Source organism: Planococcus ruber, assembly GCF_022819085.1.
GTDB classification, from domain to species: Bacteria; Bacillota; Bacilli; order Bacillales_A; family Planococcaceae; genus Planococcus; species Planococcus ruber.
Window position 1 is genome coordinate 315,378 of sequence record NZ_JALHAG010000004.1, and the last position, 26,951, is coordinate 342,328.

The following is a 26,951-nucleotide window of genomic DNA, read 5'->3' on the forward strand; positions in this document are numbered from 1 at the left end:
CACGACCCTATACTTGTTGTTGTTCCAATTCTGCTTTTTCAGCAGCTTGTTTTTCAAAGTATTCCTGTGCAAGCTTATCGATTTCAACTTTCAATTCTTCCACCATTGTTTCTTCCGGCACTTTGCGGACCGTTTTGCCTTTCATGAACAGCAAACCTTCGCCTCTCGCACCAGCGATGCCGATATCCGCTTCGCGTGCTTCCCCGGGGCCGTTTACAGCACAGCCAAGAACCGCTACTTTCAATGGAGCTTTAATGTGGGAGATGTATTCTTCCACTTCATTTGCGATTTTGATCAAATCGATTTCAATGCGTCCGCAAGTCGGGCAAGAAATCAGCGTTGCGGCATTTGAAGACAAACCGAAAACTTTCAAGAGTTCACGTGCCACTTTTACTTCTTCGACTGGGTCCGCACTCAGCGAGATGCGCAGTGTGTTGCCGATGCCCTTCGCAAGCAATGCACCGATGCCGGCCGCGCTTTTCACCGTTCCGGAGAACAACGTACCCGACTCTGTGATGCCTAAGTGAAGCGGATAGTCAAAAGCTTTTGAAGCTTTTTCGTAAGCTTCAATCGCCAAACTTACATCTGACGCTTTCATCGAAACGATAATGTCGTGGAAATCCAAGTCTTCCAAGATTTTAATGTGGTGAAGCGCACTTTCAACCATGCCGTCAGCAGTCGGGTAGCCGTATTTTTCAAGGATTTTGCGTTCCAATGAACCCGCGTTGACACCGATGCGGATCGGAATGCCTTTTGCTTTTGCTGCGTTGACAACCGCTTCCACTTTTTCGCGGCGTCCGATATTGCCCGGGTTGATGCGGATTTTGTCAGCACCTTGTTCAATTGCGATCAAAGCTAATTTATAGTCAAAATGAATATCAACAACAAGCGGGATATTGATGCGTGCCTTGATGGCACCGATGGAGTAAGCCGCACGCTCATCCGGGCAAGCAACACGGACAATTTGGCAGCCCGCTTCTTCTAGGCGCAGAATTTCTGCAACTGTCGCTTCCACATCGTGGGTTTTTGTTGTTGCCATACTTTGAATGAATAATTCATTGCTTCCGCCGACCGTCAGATCACCAACTTTAACGGGGCGTGTTTTCGTACGGTGAATGCTTTCACTCATTAAAATTCTCTCCTTTTTAGCAGGATAGGCTTCACTCGGCCTACCGCTTTTTCCAACTAGTTGACTAGTTTGTTACAGTTACCTATTGCCATTTTAGCAGTCTGACAACCTAAAAGACAAGAAAGAACGGTTGAGCTGCCATTTTTTGAATAATGGCAAGAATTCTTTGTACTTCAAGGGTCCATTCTCGGGTAGAATCCAGGATTGTGTAATGTCTATACTTTTTTTGCCGGCTGTTTCGGATAATAATTCGTGGCCAAATATAAATAGAGGACCGTCAACAGACTGGTTGCAGCAGAAACCCAAAGATCGGCTCCGATAAAACTGAACACAAATGAAATAAGTGTCGGAATTGTGACTGCTAAAGCAGCCGTGCGCCAAAGATGGCGATATTCGCCTTTGCGCTTTTTTAGTTTAATGAACAGCAGCCCGACCAACGCGAAAAAACTGATTTTCAAAAAATGGTAGAGGGTCGTCGAAACAAATAAAAACACAAAAGCAAAAGGGTAGAGCAGAAATTCAATTTCTTCGACAAATTGGAGAAGGCCTTCAACATCACTGGCTGTGTCGCTCAAACCGAGTGATAATTCAATGAAGGAAATTACCGTCATAAATAGGATAAACACGAAAACAAAACGCAGAATCTTTCCTATCGTCATTATACGGACGGCTGCCTGCTTTTTAGGTTCCATTAAACTGGCTTTGAATAATTGATAAAGGTTCACGTGCATCTTCCTTTCAACTGATAATTATATCCTAACATGCGGAAGTGTATCCAATCGGAGTGCTTTGTTACGGCAATGTAAATTTTAAATAAAGGTATTTACAAGGTCTTATCGAACTCTTCATAATAGACAGGGTGTGAAATCGTAAATTAGGAGTTGAATGTATATCGTGGAAACGAATTGGCAAGAAATGCTTTTTACTTTCTTTGGCGGTTTAGGGATATTCCTGTTCTCCATTAAATATATGGGGGATGCCTTGCAAAAAGCTGCAGGCGACAGGCTGCGGGGAATCCTCGACCGCTTTACGACCAATCCTTTCATGGGAGTTCTAGTAGGGATTATTGTCACGGTGCTGATTCAATCGAGTTCGGGGACGACGGTCATTGTCGTAGGTTTAGTCAGTGCCGGATTTATGACTTTAAGACAAGCGATTGGCGTTATTATGGGGGCCAATATCGGGACAACTGTAACCGCCTTTATCATCGGTTTGGATGTCGGGGCTTATGCACTGCCGATCATGGCTGTGGGTGCTGCTCTGATCTTCTTCTTTAAGAAGAATCAGATTCAAAACTTTGGCCAGGTAGTCTTCGGTTTCGGCGGGCTGTTCTTCGGTCTTGAACTGATGAGTGACGGAATGAAACCTTTGCGCGAATCCGCAGCGTTCATCGACTTAACGATCAGTTTAAGTGATCTGCCGATTCTAGGCGTAGTCGTCGGTACAGTGTTCACATTGATTGTACAGAGTTCAAGTGCGACCGTCGCGATTCTGCAAGGCCTTTACGCAGAGAACGTTCTATCATTAGGCGCGTCGCTGCCGGTTCTTTTCGGAGATAACATCGGAACAACGATTACTGCAGTATTAGCAGCATTAGGCACTTCAATTGCTGCACGCAGAGCTGCAGCTGTCCATGTCCTGTTTAATGTTGTGGGCTCAATTATTTTTCTGCTTCTCTTGATGCCGTTCACAGCCTATGTGGAATGGATTGCAGGAATTTTGAATCTGGAGCCGAAAATGCAAATCGCTTTTGCCCACGGTACATTTAACGTAGCCAATACAATTATTCAATTTCCGTTGATCGGCTTCTGGGCTTATCTGGTAACCAAATTCATACCAGGTGAAGAAGTCTTGATCGAATTCAAGCCGAAGCACTTGGATGTCCATTTTATCGAGCAGTCTCCTTCTATTGCCTTAGGGCAGGCAAAGGAAGAAGTGCTGCGAATGGGCGGGTATGCAGTGCAAGGGCTTGAAGAAACTTACGAATACTTAAAAACAAAGAGCAAGAAAAGTGCGGAGATGGCTTATCAACTGGAAGATGCCATCAACAACCTTGACGGCAAAATCACCGATTATCTTGTGTTGATTTCAGCTGAATCCATTTCGGCTACAGATTCAACACGCCATACGATGTTAATGGAAACGGTTCGGGATATTGAACGGATCGGCGACCATTTTGAAAATATCATCGAATTGGTCGATTATCAGGAGAATAACCGGGTTAAAATCACAGCAGATGCGATGGAAGATTTGCGAGAAATGTTCACCTTAACGATCGCCACCGTGAAAAAAGCGCTGGATGCTCTCGATACAACAAGCCACGAGCTGGCTCGTGAAGTTGCAGAGCAAGAAGATCTGATTGATAAGATGGAGCGCAAATTCCGCAAAAAACATATTATGCGTTTGAACGAAGGCCAATGCTCGGCGCAAGCTGGGATTGTCTTTGTCGACATCGTCAGTAACTTGGAGCGTATCGGTGACCATTCGGTCAACATCGCTGAAGCTATTCTTGGCAACCGTGCATAAAAGCTGAATCCCATCCGCTCTGGGATCGGAAGCAGAAAGCCTTTTATAGAATAGTGGAACTTTTGCAGGCTCATACAGTAGAATAGATTTAATGGCTCCTTTTCATTTCTTTACATTTAATCATGTAAGGCACGGTGAAGAGGAGTTTTTGTTAGGAGGTTGAAAATGGAGATTTTCGCTTGGATTGTCATTTTGTTATTTTTTGCTGTCGGGTTTGTCGGCTTGGTTTATCCAATCATTCCAGCGGTCCTATTTATCTTCGGCGGATTTGTCGTTTATGGGCTGTTCTTTGAGTTCAGCGATTTGCCGTGGTGGTTCTGGCTGATCGAAAGCTTGTTTGTGATTTTGCTCTTCGGGGCGGATGCACTTGCCAATGCTTTTGGCGTAAAAAAATTCGGGGGTTCAAAAGCTGGCTTATGGGGAAGCACGATCGGGTTGATTGTCGGACCCTTCGTCATTCCGATTGCCGGTATTTTGGTCGGGCCATTCCTCGGTGCGATTCTCGCTGAATTGATTTTCAATAAATCGACCATCAAACAATCGGTAAAGTCCGGCATCGGATCGGTCGTCGGGTTTATCACTTCGGTCTTCACCAAAGGAATCATACAAATTATTATGGTCGCCCTGTTCTTCCTGGTGATTTGATTCAGTCAAAAGACTGATTAAATGAATTGTCTGGGCATTTTAATTGTATCGCTCGAAAAACTTTGATACGCTATGAACGTAGAACAATAGACTCAAGGAGGAATTTAATCATGGCTTATGAATTACCAGAATTACCTTATGCGTATGACGCACTTGAACCACACATCGACAAAGAAACAATGAACATCCACCACACAAAACACCATAACACTTACGTAACAAACGTAAATGCGGCTTTAGAAGGCCACGAAGACCTTGCTTCAAAATCAGTTGAAGAATTGATCTCTGATTTGAACGCAGTTCCTGAAGATATCCGTACAGCAGTGCGCAACAATGGCGGCGGACACGCTAACCACTCGTTGTTCTGGCAATTGCTTACGCCAAATGGCACAGGCGCGCCATCAGGTGCACTTGCTGAAGCAATCGATGCTAAATTCGGCAGCTTTGACGAATTCAAAACGAAATTCGAAAATGCCGGCAAAACACGCTTCGGTTCAGGCTGGGCTTGGCTAGCAGTTTCAAACGGCGAGTTGGAAGTGACTTCGACTCCTAACCAGGATTCTCCATTAATGGAAGGCAAAACGCCGATCCTTGGAGTGGACGTTTGGGAACATGCTTACTACTTGAAATACCAGAACAAACGCCCTGACTACTTGGCGGCATTCTGGAACGTTGTAAACTGGGATGAAGTTTCAAAACGCTACGAAGCAGCAAAATAATCCGAGTTCATTGGAACTTTGCACACACTTTTTCGTCAGAAAAAGTGTGTGTTTTTTTATGTAAAATGCTATACTAGCAATTGCCTATTTTGGTGAAAGGAGTGCACTGACAATGAATACCCCTCAGAAAAGGCGTGTGTCGCTTGCAAAAGCGAAACTGAAGTCGCATACCGTCTTTCGGATGAATATCCTCTTTTTCTCCATTTTCTTGCTATTTTCTGTATTGATTCTTCGGCTCGGCTACTTGCAGATTGTTAAAGGCGAAGATTTCACGCGTGCCCTGGCCCGTACGGAAGAAGTTCCGGTCAACACCAGCGTGCCGCGGGGACGGATCTTTGATAGCGAAGGCCGTGTACAAGTTGATAACAATCCGGTAAACGCCATTACTTATACGGCCATGCAGACGACCAAAAGGGAAGAAATGATGCGAGTGGCGGAAAAGCTGGCTTCCTTGATTGAAAAAGATCCTAAAAAAGTGACGCTGCGCGATAAGCAGGACTTCTACATATCCTTGCATACCGAGGAAGCGACGGCCAAAGTCACGGAAGAAGAGCGCCTGGAAATCGCCAATAAAGATATTCAGGAAAAAGAAAAACAGCGTGAAATTGATGCATTGATCCGTGAACGAATCACCGATGAAGAGCTGGCGAGTTTGACTGACCAGCAGCTGGAAGTTCTGGCAATCTATCGTGAAATGACATCCGGCTATGCACTTTCACCTCAGATCATCAAAAACGAAGGTGTAACAGATGAGGAATTTGCCCGGGTTTCCGAGCGATTGACCGATCCCGATTTAAAGGGAGTCAACACGATTACGGATTGGAAACGGGTGAAAACATCGGATCTGACCATTTTAGGAAATACGACAACGCCTGAACAAGGGCTTCCGGCAGATAAAATCGACTACTATCTGGCCCGGGATTATTCCCGTAATGACCGTGTCGGCATCAGTTTCCTCGAAGAAGAATACGAAGAAGTGCTGCAAGGCCAGAAATCGATCGTGAAAAACGTCACGGACGGCCGGGGACGCGTTGTTGAAACGGTGACAGTTGATGAAGGAGAGCCCGGGAAAGATGTCGTGTTGACAATCGATTCGGAAATCCAAAACGCCATGGAAGACATTGTCGAAAAGAAATTGCTGGAGCTGAAAGCAGGCCCCAACTCCCAATTGGTGAAAGACGCGTATCTTGTCATGATGGATCCACGGACAGGGGAAATCATTTCATTGGTCGGCAAGCAATTGGACCGTGATGAAAACGGCAAACGGATTGTCCGTGACTATTCGTTCGGAACGATCACTGCTGCCTATCCGACAGGTTCAGTCGTCAAAGGGGCGACGGTGCTTGCCGGATACAGCAACGACGCAATCGCTATGGGGCAGACGATGATCGATGAACCGATGCTGCTTCCAGGCGGGTTGATGAAAGCCTCTCTCTTCAATAGAACCATCGGAAATCGGGTAGCGGTCAATGACCAGACGGCCCTTGAGCGTTCATCCAACGTGTATATGTTTAAAATTGCCTTGGCGATTTCCGGCAACGCCTATGAACGCTACAGAGGATTCAGCGTAACGCAGGATGATTGGGATACGATGCGCAATTCGTTTGCTGAATTCGGCCTTGGCGTCCGCACAGGCATCGATTTGCCGAATGAAGGAAAAGGGGTTACTGGGCGCTTCTTGCGTACGGAACCGGGGACCTTCCTCGATTTCGCCATCGGCCAATATGATACGTATACGCCGCTGCAATTGCTGCAGTATGTTTCAACTATTGCCAATGACGGCTACCGCATGCAGCCGCATGTGGTCAAAGAAATCCGCCAGCCTTCAAGCGACGGCAAAACTTTAGGGGCGGTAGAAACAGTCGTTGAACCCAAAATTCTGAATCGCATCAATAATAGCCAGGCCGAAATCGACCGGGTGAAACAAGGCATGCGCATGGTTTACACAGGCAGCAACGGGACTGCCCGCAAATACTTTAACGACCTTAAATATTCTGCTGCTGGCAAGACAGGTACAGCGGAAATCAATTATTACGACGATAAAGAAAGTCCGTTCTATACGAAAGCATCGGTCAATACGACCCATGTTGGATTTGCGCCTTTTGAAAATCCTGAAGTTGCCTACGCTGTCGTGATTCCTTATATTACGACAGACCCGCGCCATGTGCCGCCGGCAAGCAATGAAATTGCTCGTGCCGCTTTGGATAAATACTACGAACTGAAAAACAAAGAAGTGAATGAATCACCTTCCGTTATCAAATCACCTGCCACTGATACAGCAGTTGAAGAAGGGGAAGAAAATTGATCAAAAGCGATGGATACGGGCTTTAAGCCTGTGTCCATCGCTTTTTTTCACGTTAAATCAATTTGTAAGCCAAAATGCATAGAAATAAACCCGGTTTACATTTTCTTAACATTCGCTCCATACTTCCTCAACAATCCCTCTTTATAGTTAGGAGTGTAAATAACATAACCCTTAGGAGGAAATGAGAAATGAGAAATTGGAAGTTCGCAATGGCATCGGCAATTCTAGGTTCAGCGTTAATTTTAGGGGCATGCGGCGGAGAAGAAGGATCTGCGGATTCAAGTTCTGACGTTGAAGAAACAACATCTGATACAGCAGGTGAAGAGTCAGCAGAAGTAGAAGGCGCTGTTTCGGGTGATGGATCATCGACAGTTGCACCTATCATGGAAGGAATTGTTGAAGAATATGCTGGAGACCAACCGAAGGTCCAAGTAACAGTTGGAGTTTCTGGTACTGGCGGCGGATTTGAAAAGTTCATCCAAGGTGAAACGGATTTCTCAAATGCATCACGTCCGATTAAAGAAGAAGAAGCGGCAAGCCTGGAAGAAGCAGGCATTGAATACACGGAGTTCCTGCTCGCATACGACGGCTTATCAGTAGTTGTCAGCCAAGATAACGACTGGGTCGAAGATTTGACTGTAGAAGACTTGAAAAAGCTGTGGGTTGAAGATGGCTCTACGAAAAAATGGTCGGATATCAATCCTGAATGGCCGGATGAAGAAGTGGTCTTCTACGCCCCGGGAACTGATTCAGGAACATTTGATTATTTCAATGAAGTCATTCTAGAAGATGAAGACATCGTCAGCAGCGCGACGCTATCAGAAGATGACAACGTGTTGGTTCAAGGGATCCAAGCTGATCCGAACGCGATCGGATTCTTCGGGTTTGCTTATTACGTCGCTAACAAAGATACATTGAAAGTAGTGAATATCGGCGGAGTGGAGCCGACTCACGAAACAATCGAATCAGGCGAGTATGAACCATTATCGCGTCCGTTGTTCACATATGCGGCAAACAAAGCCATTTCAGAAGATCCAGCTGTTTATGATTTCATGGAGTATGCATTAGAAAATGCCGGCGATATGGCTGAAGCAGTGGGTTATGTGTCGCTTCCAGAAGAAGAATATGAAAAAGGGCTAGCAGATTTAGAGGCTCTTAAATAATACGGGTTAAAGATCGGGTCTTAGGGTGAGCAGCCGCTGCTCGCCTTTTGCGGTTGAAAGGGGATTTCATATGCGTCCATCTGTGCAGGAAATGATCGCGCAGTCGAAAGGCAAGAAAAGCAAAAAAATCATTGAAAAAATCATTCCAATTTTATTATTCCTGATTGCTTCAGTGTCAGTGCTGACGACAATCGGCATTGTTCTGACTTTGATTGTGGAAACTTTCACGTTCTTCTCGCGTGTTTCCTTTATCGATTTTATCGCGGGCACCACTTGGCTTCCGTTCTCAAACAAAGAAGCGCAGTACGGCATCCTGCCATTGATCGTCGGTACACTTAAAATTACATTGATTGCAGTAATTGTAGCAGTGCCAATCGGCATCGGCGCTGCTATCTATTTAAGTGAATATGCAAGCGAAACCGTCCGCAGGATCGTCAAACCGGTACTCGAAATCCTGGCTGGCGTTCCAACGATCGTTTACGGATTCTTCGCTTTGACGTTTGTTACGCCTGTGTTGCAAGGCTTATTTCCGGAAATTAAAATCTTCAACGCCATTTCACCAGGAATTGTAGTGGGCATCATGATCATTCCGATGATCGCTTCTTTATCCGAAGACGCGATGTCTTCGGTGCCAAGGCAAATTCGGGACGGCGCCCTTGCAATGGGTTCCACTAAATTTGAAGTGGCGACGAAAGTCATTTTGCCAGCGGCTTTATCCGGCATTGTGGCATCAGTGGTGCTGGCCGTTTCCCGTGCGATCGGGGAGACGATGATCGTGTCACTCGCGGCAGGATCGACTCCGCGGTTCGACGGAGACTTCACGGGTTCCATCCAGACGATGACTTCCTACATTGTGCAAGTTTCAAAAGGCGATGCAGGGTACGGCACGACGATTTATTACTCCATCTATGCCGTCGGTTTTACTTTGTTCATCTTTACGATGCTTATGAACATCCTTGCCACTTATGTTTCAAAACGTTTCAAGGAGGAGTATTGAGATGAGATATGTAGACCATGACTTAGTTGTGAAAAGGATGGGCGGCAGAAAAATCGTCAATTATCTGTTCAAAGGCCTTTTCATGCTGGCGACCACCATTGCCTTGCTTGCATTAGCTATTTTGCTTTACCGCATCGTCACGCAAGGAGCGGGAAACCTATCGTGGGAATTCTTGAACAACTTTGCTTCCCGCTTCCCGGAAAAAGCAGGAATTAAAGCTGCTTTGATCGGTTCTCTTTGGCTGATGGCAGTTGTGGCTCCGACTTCGATTATTTTAGGAGTCGGATCCGCCATTTATTTAGAGGAATACGCGAAGAAAAACCGGATGACTGCATTCATCCGCACGAATATCTCGAATTTGGCTGGCGTCCCGTCCGTCGTGTTCGGCTTGCTCGGGCTAACGATTTTTGTCCGTGCGCTGTCGCTTGGCAACAGTGTGCTGGCAGCCGGCTTTACGATGAGTCTGCTGATACTGCCGGTCATTATTGTCGCTGCGCAGGAAGCAATACGGGCGGTTCCAAATGAACTCAGAGATGCGTCGCTTGGAATGGGGGCGACAAAATGGCAAACGATTGTCAGAATCATTTTGCCTGCTGCTATTCCGGGAATCCTGACAGGGAGCATTCTAGCCTTATCCCGAGCCATCGGCGAAACGGCGCCATTAATTGTCATCGGGGTGCCGGTCATCATTCAGTTCCTGCCTTCAGGTGTGATGGATACTTTTACCGCTTTGCCGATGCAAATCTATGATTGGTCAAGCCGTCCGCAGCAAGAGTTTCAGGCAGTGGCAGCAGCAGGAATTATCGTGCTCATGGCCGTACTCTTGACGATGAATTCCATCGCAGCGCTGATCCGCAATAAATTCCAAAAACGCTATTAATGCGATTTATGTGAGAGGGGCAACACACATGACAACCATCAGTCCGGTCAAAACTGTAAAAGAAAGCAAGCCTAAAGAACAAAATAGCCCGAAAAAATCGGTATATTTAACAAAACAGCTGAATCTTTGGTACGGCGACAAACATGCTTTGAAAAATATCGACTTGGATATTAAAGAACATGAAGTAACGGCAATTATCGGGCCATCCGGCTGCGGAAAATCAACGTATATCAAAACCTTGAACCGCATGGTGGAATTGGTGCCGTCTGTAAAAACGTCCGGGGAAATCCTTTACCGTGAGCGGAATATTTTCGATGCCAATTACGGTGTCGAAGAATTGCGCACGAAAGTCGGCATGGTGTTTCAGAAGCCAAACCCGTTCCCGAAATCGATTTATGACAATGTGGCGTATGGGCCAAGAATCCACGGCATTAAGAACAAGAAAATCCTGGATGAAATTGTCGAAAAAAGTTTGCGCGGCGCGGCCATTTGGGATGAAGTGAAAGACCGGCTGAATGAAAATGCCTATAGCATTTCTGGCGGCCAGCAGCAGCGGATCTGCATCGCGCGGGCACTGGCGATCGAGCCGGATGTCATCCTCATGGATGAACCAACTTCTGCACTGGATCCGATCTCGACATTGAAAATCGAAGAGTTGGTGCAGGAATTGAAAAAAGACTACAGCATCATTATTGTGACGCATAATATGCAGCAGGCTGCACGGATCTCTGATAAAACGGCTTTCTTCTTGAACGGGGAAGTTATCGAATATGATGATACGGATGTTATTTTCTCAAACCCTTCCGATAAACGGACGGAAGACTATATTTCAGGGCGATTCGGATAAGGAGCGGGGATGCATTATGTCAGTACGCGAAAAATTTGATTATGAATTGAGTTCTGCGCAAGACCAGTTGATTCTGATCAGCAAAATGGCGGTTGAAGCTTTGAGCAAATCGGTAAAGGCTTTAATGGCCCATGACGTGGATGCGGCACTTGAAGTCATCGAAGATGATATCGAGATCAATCAATTGGAAGAAGAAATTAATGACCAAGTCATTTTGATGATTGCCAAACAATCACCGGTCGCAACCGACTTGCGCAGGCTGATCGTCACCATTAAAGTAGCGAGTGATATGGAGCGGGTCGGCGATTATGCGGTGAATATTGCAAAAGAAACCATCCGTATCGGCAAAGAAGAGTTGCTTCCGCAGATCCGCCAAATCGAACAGATGCATGACCTCGCAGTGGCCATGCTCCATCAAGTGATCGACGCTTTTGTAGAGGAAGATGTCTTGAAAGCGAAAGAGATTGCGGAATTGGATGACCAAGTTGACGGTTTATACGGGGATGTCATCCGAAAGCTGATGCATGCAGGCGGAGAGGATCCTGAAAAATTGAGCCAAATCACGCAGCTCGCTTTTGTGAGCCGATACATGGAACGTTCAGCTGACCATGCGACAAATATCGCGGAACAATTATTTTATCTGGTAAAAGGGCGCCATTATGATTTAAATAGCTAACCGCTTCCCGGCAGCATGCACTGCTGGGAAGTTTCTTTTTTTTATGAAAGAAATAATGAATAATTTCAGTAGACTTTGCCTCTAGATATGCTATAATAGTTAAGTCGTATAGATCAACCGCTTATTAACAAATGATCTTTGAAAGAATTAGGAGGGATACCGATGCGTGTTAACATCACTTTAGCTTGTACAGAATGTAGCGAACGTAACTACAGCACTGTTAAAAATAAGCGCAACAACCCTGAGCGTCTTGAAATGAAAAAATATTGCTCACGTGAAAAGAAAATGACTCTACACCGTGAAACGAAGTAATTCATTGACTGCCAAAACCTATACGGGTTTTGGCTTTTTTCTTTATATAAGGAGATGTTTGGAGATGGATAAATCCACAAGCAGAAAAAGAATCCTTGCACAATTAAAAGAAATGCCCGAAAAAGTACATAGAGAAAGAAGCGGGAAAATCATCCGGCGATTGGTGGAAGACCCTCTTTTTGCAGGCGCATCGACGATCGGTGCGACAATTTCAACTTTTCCGGAAGTCGATACTTCGCTATTGATCGACTATTGCTGGAGCGTCGGTAAAAGAGTGGCTGTTCCAAGATGCATCCCGAGCAGCAGGGGGATGGACTTTTACTTATTGACTGACTACGATGAATTGGAAAACGTTTATATGAAATTGCGGGAACCCCGCATCGACCCGAGCCGCTACGTTTCTCCGGAGGAAATCGAGTTGATGCTGGTCCCTGGCGTCGTCTACAGCAAATCAGGCTACCGCATTGGCTTTGGCGGCGGCTACTATGACCGGTACCTTTCTGCGTATAGCGGAAAAACCGTTTCACTTGCTTTTGATATGCAACTGGCAGAATCAGTGCCGGTGGAAACCCATGATATTCCTGTGCAGCATATTATTACGGAAAATGAATGGATTGATACGATGGGGTGGAGAAAATGAAAAACTTATATGATGTGATGCAATTGCTGAAACGGTACGGCACCATAATCTATACAGCGGATTTTCAGGCAGATCTCGCCTTGATGGAAGATGAAGTGCGGGAACTTTACCGGATGCAGTTTATCACGGCGAAAGAATATACTACCGCGTTGATGATTCTTCGCCAAAAGCGCAGTGAAGGCAAATAGTTCATAAAAAGAAGCAATTTGAGGTTTTATTCGGCTGAATGAGGGTACTCAGTATGTTGAAGCTACTATCGGCAATTTTGAGTAGACCGCCTTATTGGGAATTGAATCGGAGGCGGCTTAAGAATACGGAAATTACTCTTTGTAAAGGAGGATGCGAGGGATGCTGAAAAGAGAATGGCCCAAACATTCAATCCTGGCAATCGCCATCGTTGCTACTTGGCTAAAAACCTACATCACTTATAAAACCAGTTTTTCCATCACGATTGATAATGCGTTGCAGGAATTTATCCTTTTTATCAATCCGCTTAGCTGGCTCCTGTTCGTATATGGCGCTTCGCTATTTTTCAAGAGCGACAGAGCCAAAAATCGGTTTATTCTTGCAATCGCTGTCATTTCATCGGTTGTGCTCTACGCCAATGTGGCCTTTTACCGCTTTTTCAGCGATTTCATCACGCTGCCGCTCCTATTCCAGAAAGATAATTTCGGTGATTTAGGGGCCAGTGCCGCTGAAAGCGTTTTTTGGACAGATTTGGCTTATTTCGCGGACGTTTTTGTGATCCTATTGGCCATCAAGTTGCTAAAGGTCAAATCCGGCGCAATAGCCGTTAAAGGGCAGCGGAAAGCCTATTTTATCCTTTCTGCTGCAGTGATGTTCTTCAATTTGGGGCTCGCGGAAGCGGAACGTCCGCAGTTATTGACGCGCAGTTTTGACCGCGAAATGCTTGTGAAGAATATCGGCATGTATAATTACCACCTCTATGATGTATACATCCAATCAAAATCACAAGCACAGCGCGCCCTGGCAGACGGGTCGCAGCTTGTCGAAATCAATAACTACGTAAGTTCAAATCAGCCGGAGCCGAATCCGGACATGTTCGGCCTTGCGGAAGGCCGGAATCTCATCGTCGTCACTTTGGAGTCGCTTCAGTCATTTACGATCAACAATGAAATGAACGGAGAAACCATCACTCCTTTCCTGAACGAGCTGACTGAAGATGAAGACACCATTTATTTCCCGAACTTTTACCATCAGACCGGGCTTGGGAAAACTTCCGATTCGGAATTCCTGCTTGAAAACTCGCTTTACCCGCTTAGCGGAGGCGCCGTCTTTTTTACGCATAGCGGCAACTCCTATAATTCGATGGCAGAGAGCCTCGGGAAGAACGGCTACCATACCTCTGTCCAACATGCGAACACGAAAAGCTTCTGGAACCGCGACATGATGTATGCATCATTGAATGTCGATGAATTTTTGGATATCGACAGCTATGAAATCGGTGAAGGGGAGGCCGTGAACTGGGGAATGAAAGACATTCCGTTCATGGAGCAATCCGTCGAACACATGGCCCAATTGCCTCAGCCGTTCTATACGCGCTTGTTGACCTTGACGAATCACCATCCATTCTACTTGGATGAAGAAGACAAACTGATTGATGAATTCGATTCAGATTCCGGCACGCTGAACCGCTATTTCCAGACGGCCCGCTATTTAGATGAATCCGTTAAAGTGCTATTTGATGAATTGAAGCAGCAAGGGCTTTATGAAAATTCGATTATCGTTATGTATGGGGACCATTACGGCATTTCAGAAAACCATAATGCCGCGATGGAACAGTATCTTGGAAAAGAAATTACGCCTTACGAAACGGCGCAGCTGCAGCGCGTTCCGTTCTTTGTCCATATTCCGGGATATGGACAAGGAGGTATTGATGAAGAAATTGGCGGCCAAGTGGATATCCGTCCAACCATCATGCATTTAATGGGTGTGGAAACCAAAGACGATATCCAGTTCGGCGGGGACCTGTTCTCAGAAGAGCATGAAGAGTTTGTTGTGTTCCGCGACGGCCGTTTCATCACCGAGAAAAGCGTCTTTGCCGGAAACAGTTGCTATGACAGGGAAACCGGTGAAGAAATAGATGGAGCAGCTTGTGAACCTTATATCGAGCCTGCTTTTACCGAACTTGAATATTCTGAGTCGATTATCAACGGAGACCTCCTTCGCTTTTACGACGAGGATAATGGCCAATTGATTTTATCGGAAAAAGAACTGGAGAAATTGGAAAAAGAGCAGAAAGAAAAAGAGGCGATTGAAGTCGTGCCCCAGCAATAAAGAAAAGCGGATGCTCATGCAGCATCCGCTTTTCAGATTGCCGAGAAACCGGTTCGTCTTATTGATCCATCCTGCCCGGAACCGCGCCGGTGCTGGAGCATTCTCGAAAGATATGGAGCAAAACAGCGAATACCATGTTCTTATCTATCTTTTTCCACATAGTGAAAAGCGATAAAAAAAGCTGATGCCCGGAAGGCATCAGCTTTTTTGGATTAATGTAGGCTTGGTGGATATCCTTGTGTAATGATCGTTGCGATCGTGAAACCGCCGAAAATCACAAACGTACCGAAGTTGAAAATTAATCCTAAAAATTGTTTGTTTTTCAAGGTTTGTACAGTGCCTACTGCTGCTAAAATAGCAATCAGCCCAAATATAACCATAAGCAAGTTCATCTATGACACTCCCTTCAACATTAACAGCCAGTGCCGCCGTGTTCTCTTATTATTGTAATGAATAACCTGATGTTTGTCGAGGGATAATATTGTCATTCCGTTGAACACTTGAGATGCTATAATTTGAAAGAGGTGAATTGCACATGTTGAAAATCAATCAAATGGAATTAGGGCCTGTTCAGACAAATTGCTACATCATTTCCAATGACTTGGAGGAATGTTTAATTTTTGATCCAGGGGAAGAAAGCAAACGAGTGGCGGATTTCCTGAAAAAGAAAAAGTTGAAGCCGCTGGCGATTTTGCTGACGCATGCCCATTTTGACCATATCGGAGCGATTGACGATTTACGGGACCAGTTCGGCATTCCGGTTTACTTGCATCGCTTGGAAAGAGACTGGCTTCGACGTCCGAATCTCAATGGCTCTGGAAAGTACCCGGCCTTGCCGGATTACCGGATGCGGGAAGCGGATATCTTGCTTGACCAAGAGAAGTCGCTCCAGATCAGCAGCTTTGAAATGGAATTGTTCCATACACCGGGCCATTCGCCGGGAAGCATGACATTTTCTTTCGGCGCTGAAGGGTTTGCGATTGTCGGGGATACGTTATTTCGGGGGAGTATCGGAAGAACGGATTTGATTGATGGGTCTGAAGCGAAATTGCTCCGATCGATCAAAGAATCTCTGTTGACGATGCCGGATCATATGATCCTTTACCCGGGGCATGGGCCGGAAACGACTCCATCCCAAGAAAAGAAATTCAATCCTTTTTTGCAATCGTTCAATTAAAAAGGGGAATTAAAAAAGCGGCCGCAATGGGCCGCTTTTCGTTTTGATTTTTTGATTAATGTCCAGCTCCGGGAATATGGATGAACGTTGTGTAGTAAGTGAAGCCTACAAAGAATACGGTCAAGTATGCTCCGAAAATGTACAGATACATGCGTTCGGAAATGTTTAAGAATCCAAGAAGAACGAAAAATCCAGTATTAGCTACCATTATCAATGATACCTCTACCATATCACCTACATAAAAAAGAACTGCGAATATCCCAGTCCACCATCCCATTAATTTGAACATCTTATCCATGGGTAATCCCTCCTTTGCCACAACACAATAATCTCCTATTTATTATATAGGAAAGGAAGCGATTGTGTAAACAGCGAGTTGTCCTTTCTTTGTGACAAACAGGTGTATTGTTGCCGTGCTGATCAAACAATCGTGTTTTCCAAAGCCGCTTTGAAAGTGAGCTTACCTCAAGAATTGGTTTATTGCAATTGTTGAGGAAAAAGCAAGGGGAAAACCGGAGCAGCCTGACCGGCTGAAAAGTGTCTAAAAATGAGATTTCCCCACTATAGGGCGATCAAATATTTATTTTGAAGGAAACTATTCACAAAGCAAATCGAGCCGGTTATACTGTGGGGGGAATGAAGAGGCGCCTTCGTTCTACTACTAATAGGAGGTGGCTATGCAGGAAATCGTCGAACGGCGGTGCAGCGATCTGCTGAGCCAGGCAGTGGAAAATGCTGCAACCGATATCCATATTAAACCTGAGCAAGATGGCTATTCCATTTCGTTCCGTTCTTTTCAGGCTTTCAAGCAAGTAACCAAAATCCCCCTAGAATTAGGCAATCGCATGATTGCGTATTTTAAATACCTTTCCCTTCTGGATATGAGCGAAAAGCGAAAACCTCAAACAGGCTCATTTCAACTTCCAATTGAAAATCATCCTTATTATTTTAGAATATCAACTTTGCCGTCAGTTTTAACAAAAGAAAGCATCGTGATCCGGATTATGGCAGATGATGCGGCCGTTTCCATCCATACGCTTGCGGCATTTCGGGATTCCGCCCATTTGCTCGAGAAGTTATCAGGAGCGCCGCAAGGCCTCCTGCTGTTCACCGGCCCTACCGGCTGCGGCAAATCCACAACTTTGTATTCGCTTTTGAAGCATTGTGCTGAACGGCTAAACCGCAATATCATCACGCTGGAAGATCCAGTGGAGCGGAAAAACCATTCGATTCTGCAAATACAAGTGAATGAAAAAGCGGGATTAAGCTATGCAGCAGGTTTGAAAGCGATTTTGCGGCATGATCCGGATATTATCATGATCGGCGAAATCCGGGACGCCGAAACTGCACAAATAGCGGTCCGGGCAGCATTGACAGGGCATCTCGTGCTATCGACCATCCATGCAAGGCATTCGGTCGGCTGCCTTCACCGGCTTTATGACCTCGGCGTATCTTATGAAGATATGGCGCAGACGCTGATTGCGATATCTGCGCAGAAAATCATACCTGTATACAACAGCATGGACCAGCTGGAAACTTCGTACCGTGCATTATATGAAATTTTGCACGGGGAACGTTTGATGGAAGCGCTGGATTCGGCGAAAGAAAAGAAACCGTATCGGCTGCCTGAACATTTGTCGTTTGGCGGTCAGATCCGGGAAGGGGTGAAAATCGGTGCGATTGAAGCGATCCCTGAAGCCGAGAACAATCCCTATTCATGACCGGGAGCATTTTCTCAGCAGACTGTCCGTATTAATGAAAGAAGGCTACCTGCTGCCAACCGCACTGCAGCTTTTGCTTCCGGTGCACACGAAAAAACTCGAAGAAGCACTCGATGGCATCGGCGTTATTTTGAAAAGTGGCGGTACGGCTGCAGAAATCCTGAAATTTCTTGGCTTCAAAGACCGTGTGCTGTTTCCGGTGGAAATTGCGGAATTCCATGGCCGTTTGCCTGAGTCGATCGAGAGCATCGCCAAAAGTTTCTCGAGGACAGAACAAGTCCAGAAGAAATTAAAAAATATTTTGATCTATCCCGTATCTTTGCTGCTTTTCACTTCCATGCTGTTCTTATTTTTTCGGACGAACTATGTGCCAAACTTGACGGAACTCATGGAATCGCTGCAATCCGGCGACGACACTTCCGGTGTGCCGACGTATTTATTGAATTTGCCGGATGTTTTCATCGGCCTCTTTGCAGCATTCGGCTTAGCGGCTGCGGTTTTTTGGATCGTCTTGCAAAAACAGAAAATCCCGGTCCAAATCAGCTGGATTTTGAAATTGCCGCTGCTGCGGAGCTATATGCGGCTCTACTGGTCGCATCTTTTTTCCCGGGAGCTCGGCACCTTGCTGCACAGCGGCATCTCTTTGCAGCAATCCTTGCAATTGCTGCAAGACCAGACGTACCATTCAATCATCCAGTTTATGGCTGCTGCCTGCCGTGATGAAATCGTTAGCGGCCAGAATCTATCCGTAGCGCTTTCCCGCCAGTCCTTTTTTGCGGACGATATGGCTTCATTCGTCCAGCACGGGGAATTGACGGGGCATCTTGGGAAAGAACTGATTCTGTACAGCGAAGTATTAATGGAACGGATCGAGAAAAAGTCCCAAGCGATGCTGAAGATCATCCAGCCAGCTTTTTTTGTTATCATCGCCTGCTGCATTGTCGGTGCATATTTGGCGATTTTATTGCCGATGTACAATCTAGTCCATACGATTTGAGGAGGAGAAAGATGAAAATTCTAAAAAGCCAAAGAGGATTTACATTAATTGAAATGCTGATTGTTATGTTGATCATCACGGTTTTAATCGCGATTGCGATACCCAATGTCACCAAGCAGACTTCGGCCGTCGAAGACAAGGGCTGCAAAGCTTATGTGCATATGGTCCAGGGCCAGGTCGAATCCTACCGTATGGATGAAAAGACGGTGCCGACGATGACGAATCTCGTAGATAAAGGCTATTTGAAAGAAAATGAAACAAGCTGCCCGAACGGCGACCCGGTATCGATTTCAACCGCTGGCGTCGTGACGACTTCTAAGAAAGGCACGCCATAATTAAAGGGGAGCAGGGTTTCACGTTAATTGAAATGCTGCTGGTGCTGCTCGTGCTGATGACTGTGACAGGCATCGCCGTTCCGAATTACCGGGCGTTTGAAATCGAAAAGGAAGAACAGCGCTATTTTGAATTGCTGCAGCAGGATGTTTATTTTGCCCAAAGCGAAAGCTACCGGTCCAAAACGCCGATTATGGTCGTCTTTAGGGAAGCCAGCCATTCAAGCGAAGTCGTGCAGACGTTCAGAGGTGCGCTGTTATCGAGGAAAATGCCGGAAAGCGTGCAGCTGAAAAAGACCAGCAACCTGAAAGAAATCCATTTTACCGGCAATGGCTCCATATCGGGGTCCGGTACATTGAATTTCGAAACGAGTGCAGGCATTAAATCCATTGTGGTCCATTTGGGCAAAGGGAGGGTGGTGTTTTCTGAATGAAAAAGGGGTCTCCTGGGCGGAAACCATGCTTAGCCTATCCATGTTTTTTATCGTCTTCGGAACGCTTTTGCCGACATTCCAATACACGCAGCAAGCGATGCATTTGAAAAAAGAAAAGATGGTCGCTTTTGAGACGATGCATGAAGGCGCAAAGCAAATAGCGAGCGGGACGGTATCCGGCCAGAGAACAGTGGACGGCACGCTCTATCGTTGGGAGTTCTCAGGCGATTTATGCGTCAGCTATGAAAACTACAGAGGCGAGCATGAAACTGTATGTTTAAATTAAAACGGTTGAATGAGGACGGCTTTACTTTTATCGGTTCGCTTTTTGAACTCTTCATCCTCATGGCTTTTCTGCCGTTGATCGTCATTTTCTTCAGCCTGATGATTCATGTCGATAAACAAACAGATGCCGGCAATGCGGAATGGCATTTATTTTCCTACGAACTGCAAAGCTATTTGACGAAAGTCGATTCCATCGAAGTGATTAACAGCGGCAGCGGCATAAGGATCATGCAGGAAGAAGTGGAATACGATATCGAACTGTACGGGAATATGCTCCGGAAGCAGAAATTCAGGCAAGGGCACGAAGTGATGGCCACTAAGCTGAAATCCTGCTCTTTTCGATTGAATGGCACAAACTTGATGGTGTTTGCGGTTTTCGCAAATGGCCGAACAGCGGAGGCTGAATATGTTTATACGCATGCTGAAAAATGAAAAAGGGGCCTTGTATCCGATTTCGCTTGTGTTTTTTCTGTCTGCTTTAATCCTGCTATCCCATAGCCTTTCCTTGTACGCCGTACATTATAAAACATATGACGGATTGGAAAATATGCATAGACATGCTACTATACAACTACTAATGGAAATTCAGAAAAATAAAATACCTGAACAGTAGGGTGGCATTGGGTGGTAGGATGAAAAGAATTTATTTGATCGGATTCATGGGCTGCGGCAAAAGCGCGGTTGGCAGAAGGCTCAGCTTTTTAATGAAGTTGCCTTTCTACGACATGGATAAAGAAATCGTACGGCAAACAGGGATGACGATACCTGAAATCTTCGATCAATACGGAGAAGAGCATTTCAGGGATTTGGAAACCGCGTTTTTAGAGAATTTCAGCAACAGCAGATGCATTATTTCGACGGGCGGCGGTGTGGCAATGAGAGAGCGCAATCGCAAAATCATGCGGGAAACCGGCCTTGTCTTATTTTTGGATGCCCCGTTTCGGGAAATTTGGCGGCGGATCCATAAAGATCCAAACCGTCCGATTGTCAGGGATTCCACGAGAGAAGAAATTGAAGCGATGTTTAAATCGCGGTACCGGACATACAAAGCTGCTGCCCACATCACCATCCGCACAGAATTTCGTACGCTTCGGCAAATTACGCAATATGCAGCCTTCCAGGCAAATCGCTTGAAAGGCGAATAATCTAAGAATTTTAATTCTTATTGTTCGCATTTTACAACTCAATAGAAAAAAGTTTGCGCTTACGCCATTTCAATGTTAGGATATAGTCAAAGTTGTACTATTCAGTATAACGTTTTGGACCAATCAAATTGATTTGGGCGGATGATTGTACGGGGAGAGAACGCAAAAGCGTCGCCGAAGGAGCAAATGACAAAAAGTCATGAATCTCTCAGGCAAAAAGACTCGTACGGGACGCATCTCTGGAGAATGCTGCACAGCAGCTACCAAAGAGGAAAGCCGTAAAGGTAAACTTTCAGGTTCCAGGACAGAGATTTCCCTTTAAAAGGGGAATCTCTGTCCTTTTTTCATGGAAAAATGCCGATTGGGAGCGAATATTGGCGGATTAGCCATGCTGAAGGATCTGACAACTAAGGAGGAAGTTGAATGGGAGAACTGACAAACCAATTACAGCGAACACCACTTTTTGAATCTTATGCAAAGTATGGCGGAAAAACCATCGATTTTGGCGGCTGGGAATTGCCGGTGCAATTCTCAAGCATTAAAGAAGAACATGAAGCGGTAAGAACAAAAGCCGGCCTTTTCGATGTTTCGCATATGGGTGAAATTTTCGTCACAGGCAAGGACAGTTTGGCTTATTTGCAGCAGCTCGTTACCAACGACGTTTCCAAAATCCAAAACGGGCAAGCCCAATATACAGCAATGTGTTATGAAAATGGCGGCACAGTCGACGATTTATTGGTTTATAAAATTGAAGATGGCCATTATTTATTGGTGGTCAATGCATCTAATATTGAAAAAGATTTTGAGTGGATGCAAAAAACGGTTTTTGGTGATGTGAAATTGGAAAACCATTCAGAAGCGTATGGATTGCTTGCTTTGCAGGGACCGCTCGCGGAAAAAATCCTTCAACGGCTGACTGGGGAAGACTTGGCCGAAATCAAAGCTTTCCGTTTTAAAACGGATGTTTCGATCGATGGGCATTCCGTAATCGTTTCCCGGACAGGCTATACCGGTGAAGATGGCTTTGAAATTTACGGCAGCCCGGAAGCTGTAGTGGCACTTTGGGATGCAATTTTGGCTGAAGGCGCTGAAGACGGACTGGTCCCGTGCGGTCTCGGTGCACGCGACACCTTGCGCTTTGAAGCATGCCTTGCGCTTTACGGCCAGGAAATTTCCGAAAACATCACGCCTCTGGAAGCGGGATTGAATTTTGTCGTGAAATTGAATAAAGAAGAAGCGTTTATGGGCAAAGAAGCTCTCGCTTTCCAAAAAGAAAATGGGATCCCGCGAAAATCTGTGGGAATCGAAATGATCGACAAAGGAATTCCGCGCCATGGCTATGCAGTTTACTCCAGCGGTGAAAAAATCGGCGAAGTCACAACCGGCACCCAATCGCCGAGCTTGAAAAAAAATATTGGTTTAGCCCTTATTTCCAAAGAACATGCAGAGCTTGGATCAGAAGTTGAAATCGAAATCCGCAACAAGCGCCTGAAGGCAAAAATTGTTGAAACGCCGTTTTACAAACGTTCCAAATAATTCAATTTGAAAAGGGGTCAGCACTCTATGAAACATCGCTATTTACCAATGACGTCTCAAGACGAAAAAGAAATGCTGGAAGCTATCGGAATCGAATCAATAGATGAATTGTTTGCAGATATTCCTGAAAAAGTCCGTTTTAAAGGCGAATACAAGATCAAACCTGCCAAATCGGAGTCTTCTTTGACGAAGGAACTTGCGGCCCTGGCAGCGAAAAACGCGGATTCCAACCGCTTTGCTTCTTTCCTTGGAGCCGGCGTCTATGACCATTACAAACCGATTATCGTTGACCATGTCATTTCCCGTTCAGAATTTTATACGGCTTATACACCGTACCAGCCGGAAATTTCCCAAGGTGAATTGCAGGCGATCTTCGAATTCCAAACGATGATCAGTGAATTGACGGGCATGGACATCGCCAACTCTTCCATGTATGACGGCGGAACGGCTTTGGCGGAAGCAGGAATGCTTGCGGCCGGACATACGCGCCGCAAAAAAATTCTCGTATCACGTGCTGTCCATCCGGAATCCCGCGATGTTGTGCGCACGTATGCGCTTGGACAATCCATTGAAGTGGAAGAAATTCCGCTGAAAGACGGCCATACTGATTTGGAAGCTTTGAAAAACATGATCGACGACAATGTTGCAGCCGTCATGGTGCAATATCCGAACTTCTTCGGCCAAGTCGAAAACTTGAAAGAATTGGAGCCGATCATCCACGAGGCTGGCGCATTATTTGCGGTATCAGCAAACCCGCTTTCACTTGGCGCTTTAACGGCTCCAGGCAAGCTAGGCGCGGATATCACAGTCGGAGACGCCCAGCCTTTTGGAATTGCTGAAGCTTTCGGCGGCCCGCATTGCGGATATTTCGCTGTTACCAAAAAATTGATGCGTAAAGTGCCCGGACGCTTAGTCGGCGAAACGGTCGATGAAGATGGCCGACGCGGGTTTGTTTTGACGCTGCAAGCGCGCGAGCAGCACATCCGCCGCGACAAAGCGACTTCAAATATCTGTTCAAACCAAGCGCTTAATGCACTCGCTGCTTCTGTTGCAATGACAGCACTTGGAAAAGTCGGAACAAAAGAAATGGCAGTCCAAAACATCACGAAAACCCATTATATGAAACAGCAATTAAAAGGAGCCGGCTTCGAGCTTCCATTCAGCGGCGCTCACTTCAATGAAATTGTCGTGAAAGTCAATGCGCCGATCAAAGAATTGAATGACGGTTTATTGGCTAAAGGGATTATCGGCGGCTACGATCTTGGCCGCAGCTACGATGAATTGGACGGCCATATGCTTGTTTGTGTGACGGAACAGCGGACAAAAGAAGAAATCGATGCATTTGTGCAGGAATTGACTGCGAAAGTGCAAGAAGTGGGGGCTACTCATGCATAAGGACAATCAACCGCTCATTTTTGAAATGACCAAAGAAGGCCGCATCGGCTACAGCCTGCCGGATTTGGACGTGCCGGAAATCGATCTTGCTGAGCTCTTTCCGGAAGAATTAGTGCGCGATGAAGCAGCAGACCTTCCGGAAGTTTCCGAACTGGATATCATGCGCCATTACACGGCTCTTTCAAAACGCAATCATGGCGTGGATTCCGGATTCTATCCGCTCGGGTCGTGCACAATGAAATACAATCCGAAAATCAATGAATCGGTTGCGCGCTTCCCGGGATTCGCAAATATCCACCCGTTGCAGGATGAATCAACTGTCCAAGGCGCAATGGAATTATTGTTTGATCTTCAGGAACATTTAAAAGAAATTACAGGAATGGATGAAGTCACGCTTCAGCCTGCTGCCGGAGCACACGGCGAATGGACAGGCCTGATGATGATCCGTGCCTATCATGAATCGAGAGGCGACATGAAGCGCACGAAAGTCATTGTTCCCGATTCTGCGCACGGGACGAACCCGGCTTCAGCTACAGTTGCCGGATTTGAAACCGTAACGGTGAAATCGAATGAACAGGGCCTTGTGGATCTGGAAGATCTTAAGCGGGTTGTGGGCGAAGACACAGCTGCTCTAATGTTGACGAACCCGAATACGCTCGGTTTGTTTGAAGAGCAAATTCTTGAAATGGCTGCCATCATCCATGAAGTCGGCGGCAAGCTGTATTACGACGGCGCGAACTTGAACGCGGTTATGTCAAAAGCACGCCCGGGAGATATGGGCTTTGATGTCGTCCACTTAAACTTGCACAAAACGTTTACAGGCCCTCACGGCGGCGGCGGCCCGGGATCCGGCCCAGTCGGCGTGAAAAAAGATTTGATCCCGTACCTGCCAAAACCAGTACTTGTTAAAACGGAACAAGGCTTGACGTTCGACTATAACCGTCCGGAATCCATCGGGCGCGTCAAGCCATTCTACGGCAACTTCGGCATCAACGTCCGGGCTTATACGTATATCCGTTCAATGGGGCCAGATGGCTTGAAGGCTGTTACGGAATATGCGGTATTGAATGCAAATTACATGATGCGGAAATTGCAGCCGCATTTCGATTTGCCATATGACCGCCATTGCAAACATGAATTCGTACTAAGCGGCCGCCGCCAGAAAAAACTCGGCGTCCGTACATTGGATATGGCGAAGCGCCTGCTCGATTTCGGCTATCATCCGCCGACCATCTATTTCCCATTGAATGTGGAAGAAGGTATGATGATCGAGCCGACTGAAACTGAATCCAAAGAAACATTGGATGCCTTTATCGACGCGATGATCCAAATCGCGAAAGAAGTGGAAGAAAATCCGGAAATCGTCCAAGATGCACCGCATACGACGGTCATCAAACGTTTGGATGAAACCCAAGCAGCCCGCAAACCGGTGCTGCGCTATACCAAACCAGAATAGAACTAAAAAAGAAGCCCGATGGAATTTTTCCATCGGGCTTCTTTAGGTTCAAAAACCGATTGTGGCATCTTGTTCGACCCAGTCGTTCTGCTGAGTGCGCTTGTTTTGCTTTTGCAATTCACGGATGCTGTTTTCGTAATTGGAATCGCCTTCGTAATGCCAGTTCAGTGCAGAAGACATATACAGTTCATTCATCTGAGAAATGGAAAGCCCTTTGCTCAAGTCGGCCATATGCTCCAGTTGGGAGTCGGTGAAAATCGACTTGACGTCGAGTTTTTTCAAATAGGATTTTCGCAGACTCTTATTTGGTGACGGTATTTCATATGCCCGGTCAAAGCGCCCGGCGCGGTTGATCAAAGCGGGATCGATTTTTTCCGGATAGTTGGTCGTTCCGATGATAAACAAGCCCTCGCGTGATTGTGTGCCGTCTAGCGTGTTGAGGAAAACCGACCGGGTGAATTCGGGCATGGAATCAATGTCTTCAATGACCAGGATGGCAGGTGCTAAGCGTGAAACGATGCCGAAAACTTCCTGGACGGTATAGCTGTTTGTGTATTCCGTGATTTGCCAATAGATCACAGGTGCATTGGTAGAGCCTGTGATGGATTTGACCAGCGTCGTTTTGCCGTTGCCTGGAGCCCCGTACAATAAAATGCCGCGTTTATAAGGAACGCCGTACTCTTTAAAGAACTGGCCGCCGTCCTTGAAAAATTCGTCGATGGAGCGGAAAATATCCGTCTTCACCTTGGTTTCAAGCATGACATCTTCTCTGGAGACGATGGCCATTTCTCCGTAATTCCGCCGTTTCACTCCGTCTTCCGTATCGACAAGGAAAGTGATGTTGTTCATCAGGGCTAGGCGCACCATCTCATTGGCATGTTCCAAAAATGCAAACGCATCTTCTACGGTCTTGGCAAAGCACTGAAATTCTGGCCAGCTATTCTCAGATGGCGTAAAAAAAGAAATCTGTGCAAGCGCGACATCGTGGCTTGGAAAATAAATTAAGCGGTTTTCGAAAGTTTCCTGTATTTTAATATGGCCTTTGTCGCTGCTGTCAGAAAGGTTGGAAATTTTGGCGAGCGGTTTGGCTTCATATATATAGGAAAGCGTCTCGTAGGGCAAATGGCCGTTTTCCATCATATCCAGAAGGTGCGTGCTCAGCTGGATGATGGGCTCTGAGATATCGATCTGCTTCCATGGTCCATTCGAACGATTCGTCAATATAGAAAAGATTTTATCCGAAACCACGGAAAAAGCGGCGTAATGGGGCAAAGCTTCTTGAACTTCAACCGTATTCGGAAATAGGATAGGTATTTTCATGTGCTGCCTCCTGAAT

General features: G+C 46.0%; 29 protein-coding genes and 2 riboswitches. Of the genes, 24 read left to right on the top strand and 5 right to left on the bottom strand.

The features are described from left to right. Positions 1 to 7: 7 nt before the first annotated feature. Both ispG and MTR82_RS09470 read right to left on the bottom strand, forming a co-directional pair. A complete protein-coding gene (gene ispG / locus MTR82_RS09465; RefSeq protein ID WP_052651773.1) occupies positions 8 to 1,129 on the bottom strand; it encodes a flavodoxin-dependent (E)-4-hydroxy-3-methylbut-2-enyl-diphosphate synthase in 1,122 nt (373 codons plus the stop codon). Between the two features lie 215 nt (positions 1,130 to 1,344). Next, the gene (locus tag MTR82_RS09470) at positions 1,345 to 1,854 is read right to left on the bottom strand and encodes a DUF1189 family protein (protein ID WP_052651772.1); all 510 of its coding nucleotides are present in this window, start codon (positions 1,852 to 1,854) and stop codon (positions 1,345 to 1,347) included. A 169-nt stretch (positions 1,855 to 2,023) separates the two neighbouring features. Here MTR82_RS09470 and MTR82_RS09475 point away from each other — a divergent pair, with 169 nt between their 5' ends. From MTR82_RS09475 to MTR82_RS09535, 13 genes are all read left to right on the top strand, one after another. Then, positions 2,024 to 3,655 carry a Na/Pi cotransporter family protein gene (locus tag MTR82_RS09475; protein ID WP_246808826.1) on the top strand — a complete coding sequence of 544 codons (1,632 nt, stop codon included), beginning with the start codon at positions 2,024 to 2,026 and terminating at the stop codon, positions 3,653 to 3,655. A 165-nt stretch (positions 3,656 to 3,820) separates the two neighbouring features. Continuing rightward, entirely contained in the window at positions 3,821 to 4,300 is a 480-nt protein-coding gene (locus MTR82_RS09480) for a DUF456 domain-containing protein (protein WP_246808827.1), read from the top strand. A 110-nt stretch (positions 4,301 to 4,410) separates the two neighbouring features. Then, on the top strand, positions 4,411 to 5,019 hold the full coding sequence (locus MTR82_RS09485; RefSeq protein WP_235199071.1) for a superoxide dismutase: 609 nt from the start codon (positions 4,411 to 4,413) through the stop codon (positions 5,017 to 5,019). Between the two features lie 112 nt (positions 5,020 to 5,131). After that, positions 5,132 to 7,324 (top strand): peptidoglycan D,D-transpeptidase FtsI family protein, encoded by a 2,193-nt coding sequence (locus MTR82_RS09490; RefSeq protein ID WP_246808828.1) that lies wholly within the window; start codon positions 5,132 to 5,134, stop codon positions 7,322 to 7,324. Between the two features lie 188 nt (positions 7,325 to 7,512). Continuing rightward, the gene (locus MTR82_RS09495) at positions 7,513 to 8,487 is read left to right on the top strand and encodes a PstS family phosphate ABC transporter substrate-binding protein (RefSeq protein ID WP_052651768.1); all 975 of its coding nucleotides are present in this window, start codon (positions 7,513 to 7,515) and stop codon (positions 8,485 to 8,487) included. A gap of 70 nt (positions 8,488 to 8,557) precedes the next feature. Further along, positions 8,558 to 9,484: a phosphate ABC transporter permease subunit PstC gene (gene pstC / locus MTR82_RS09500; protein ID WP_052651767.1), complete on the top strand. Its 927-nt coding sequence runs from the start codon at positions 8,558 to 8,560 to the stop codon at positions 9,482 to 9,484. Position 9,485: 1 nt separating this feature from the next. Continuing rightward, positions 9,486 to 10,364 carry a phosphate ABC transporter permease PstA gene (pstA, locus tag MTR82_RS09505; RefSeq protein ID WP_246808829.1) on the top strand — a complete coding sequence of 293 codons (879 nt, stop codon included), beginning with the start codon at positions 9,486 to 9,488 and terminating at the stop codon, positions 10,362 to 10,364. 28 nt (positions 10,365 to 10,392) lie between these two features. Next, positions 10,393 to 11,211, top strand: a complete 819-nt coding sequence (gene pstB, locus MTR82_RS09510) for a phosphate ABC transporter ATP-binding protein PstB (RefSeq protein WP_052651765.1) — start codon at positions 10,393 to 10,395, stop codon at positions 11,209 to 11,211. Positions 11,212 to 11,227: 16 nt separating this feature from the next. After that, positions 11,228 to 11,887 carry a phosphate signaling complex protein PhoU gene (gene phoU, locus MTR82_RS09515; RefSeq protein WP_246808830.1) on the top strand — a complete coding sequence of 220 codons (660 nt, stop codon included), beginning with the start codon at positions 11,228 to 11,230 and terminating at the stop codon, positions 11,885 to 11,887. A gap of 162 nt (positions 11,888 to 12,049) precedes the next feature. After that, positions 12,050 to 12,199, top strand: a complete 150-nt coding sequence (rpmG, locus tag MTR82_RS09520; RefSeq protein ID WP_036809376.1) for a 50S ribosomal protein L33 — start codon at positions 12,050 to 12,052, stop codon at positions 12,197 to 12,199. A 64-nt stretch (positions 12,200 to 12,263) separates the two neighbouring features. Next, positions 12,264 to 12,839 carry a 5-formyltetrahydrofolate cyclo-ligase gene (locus MTR82_RS09525; protein ID WP_246808831.1) on the top strand — a complete coding sequence of 192 codons (576 nt, stop codon included), beginning with the start codon at positions 12,264 to 12,266 and terminating at the stop codon, positions 12,837 to 12,839. Next, positions 12,836 to 13,027: a YqgQ family protein gene (locus MTR82_RS09530; protein ID WP_052651762.1), complete on the top strand. Its 192-nt coding sequence runs from the start codon at positions 12,836 to 12,838 to the stop codon at positions 13,025 to 13,027. Before MTR82_RS09525 ends, MTR82_RS09530 begins: the two co-directional genes overlap by 4 nt. A gap of 160 nt (positions 13,028 to 13,187) precedes the next feature. Then, positions 13,188 to 15,137 (top strand): LTA synthase family protein, encoded by a 1,950-nt coding sequence (locus MTR82_RS09535; protein WP_246808832.1) that lies wholly within the window; start codon positions 13,188 to 13,190, stop codon positions 15,135 to 15,137. Positions 15,138 to 15,349: 212 nt separating this feature from the next. On the opposite strand, the gene MTR82_RS09540 is transcribed toward MTR82_RS09535, so the two are convergent. Continuing rightward, entirely contained in the window at positions 15,350 to 15,529 is a 180-nt protein-coding gene (locus tag MTR82_RS09540; protein ID WP_052651760.1) for a DUF2759 domain-containing protein, read from the bottom strand. 143 nt (positions 15,530 to 15,672) lie between these two features. Here MTR82_RS09540 and MTR82_RS09545 point away from each other — a divergent pair, with 143 nt between their 5' ends. Further along, positions 15,673 to 16,314, top strand: a complete 642-nt coding sequence (locus MTR82_RS09545) for an MBL fold metallo-hydrolase (RefSeq protein ID WP_246808833.1) — start codon at positions 15,673 to 15,675, stop codon at positions 16,312 to 16,314. Between the two features lie 55 nt (positions 16,315 to 16,369). Here MTR82_RS09545 and MTR82_RS09550 read toward each other — a convergent pair whose 3' ends face one another. After that, positions 16,370 to 16,612: a DUF2626 domain-containing protein gene (locus MTR82_RS09550; RefSeq protein ID WP_052651758.1), complete on the bottom strand. Its 243-nt coding sequence runs from the start codon at positions 16,610 to 16,612 to the stop codon at positions 16,370 to 16,372. A gap of 379 nt (positions 16,613 to 16,991) precedes the next feature. Here MTR82_RS09550 and comGA point away from each other — a divergent pair, with 379 nt between their 5' ends. The 10 genes from comGA (at position 16,992) to gcvPB (ending at position 25,615) form a co-directional block, all read left to right on the top strand. Beyond that, positions 16,992 to 18,035, top strand: coding sequence for a competence type IV pilus ATPase ComGA (comGA, locus tag MTR82_RS09555; RefSeq protein WP_052651757.1), 1,044 nt, complete (start codon positions 16,992 to 16,994; stop codon positions 18,033 to 18,035). Beyond that, positions 17,989 to 19,032, top strand: coding sequence for a competence type IV pilus assembly protein ComGB (gene comGB, locus MTR82_RS09560; RefSeq protein WP_246808834.1), 1,044 nt, complete (start codon positions 17,989 to 17,991; stop codon positions 19,030 to 19,032). The genes comGA and comGB overlap by 47 nt, the downstream gene beginning before the upstream one ends. An 11-nt stretch (positions 19,033 to 19,043) precedes the next feature. Beyond that, complete coding sequence (comGC, locus tag MTR82_RS09565) at positions 19,044 to 19,367, top strand: competence type IV pilus major pilin ComGC (RefSeq protein ID WP_052651755.1); 324 nt, start codon at positions 19,044 to 19,046, stop codon at positions 19,365 to 19,367. Next, the gene (gene comGD, locus MTR82_RS09570) at positions 19,367 to 19,798 is read left to right on the top strand and encodes a competence type IV pilus minor pilin ComGD (protein WP_246809054.1); all 432 of its coding nucleotides are present in this window, start codon (positions 19,367 to 19,369) and stop codon (positions 19,796 to 19,798) included. Before comGC ends, comGD begins: the two co-directional genes overlap by 1 nt. Before the next feature lie 25 nt (positions 19,799 to 19,823). After that, on the top strand, positions 19,824 to 20,084 hold the full coding sequence (locus MTR82_RS09575; protein ID WP_052651753.1) for a hypothetical protein: 261 nt from the start codon (positions 19,824 to 19,826) through the stop codon (positions 20,082 to 20,084). Beyond that, positions 20,072 to 20,515 carry a competence type IV pilus minor pilin ComGF gene (comGF, locus tag MTR82_RS09580; RefSeq protein WP_246808835.1) on the top strand — a complete coding sequence of 148 codons (444 nt, stop codon included), beginning with the start codon at positions 20,072 to 20,074 and terminating at the stop codon, positions 20,513 to 20,515. The genes MTR82_RS09575 and comGF overlap by 13 nt, the downstream gene beginning before the upstream one ends. Before the next feature lie 200 nt (positions 20,516 to 20,715). Continuing rightward, positions 20,716 to 21,228, top strand: coding sequence for a shikimate kinase (locus tag MTR82_RS09585; protein WP_052651751.1), 513 nt, complete (start codon positions 20,716 to 20,718; stop codon positions 21,226 to 21,228). Between the two features lie 141 nt (positions 21,229 to 21,369). Beyond that, a riboswitch (glycine riboswitch) is annotated at positions 21,370 to 21,462 on the top strand. Position 21,463: 1 nt separating this feature from the next. Then, positions 21,464 to 21,540, top strand: a riboswitch (glycine riboswitch). A gap of 111 nt (positions 21,541 to 21,651) precedes the next feature. Further along, positions 21,652 to 22,764, top strand: coding sequence for a glycine cleavage system aminomethyltransferase GcvT (gcvT, locus tag MTR82_RS09590; RefSeq protein WP_425024004.1), 1,113 nt, complete (start codon positions 21,652 to 21,654; stop codon positions 22,762 to 22,764). Positions 22,765 to 22,791: 27 nt separating this feature from the next. Then, positions 22,792 to 24,159, top strand: coding sequence for an aminomethyl-transferring glycine dehydrogenase subunit GcvPA (gcvPA, locus tag MTR82_RS09595; protein ID WP_246808836.1), 1,368 nt, complete (start codon positions 22,792 to 22,794; stop codon positions 24,157 to 24,159). After that, the gene (gene gcvPB / locus MTR82_RS09600) at positions 24,152 to 25,615 is read left to right on the top strand and encodes an aminomethyl-transferring glycine dehydrogenase subunit GcvPB (RefSeq protein ID WP_052651748.1); all 1,464 of its coding nucleotides are present in this window, start codon (positions 24,152 to 24,154) and stop codon (positions 25,613 to 25,615) included. Before gcvPA ends, gcvPB begins: the two co-directional genes overlap by 8 nt. A 48-nt stretch (positions 25,616 to 25,663) precedes the next feature. Here gcvPB and MTR82_RS09605 read toward each other — a convergent pair whose 3' ends face one another. After that, the gene (locus MTR82_RS09605) at positions 25,664 to 26,935 is read right to left on the bottom strand and encodes an AAA family ATPase (RefSeq protein ID WP_246808837.1); all 1,272 of its coding nucleotides are present in this window, start codon (positions 26,933 to 26,935) and stop codon (positions 25,664 to 25,666) included. Between the last annotated feature and the right edge of the window lie 16 nt (positions 26,936 to 26,951).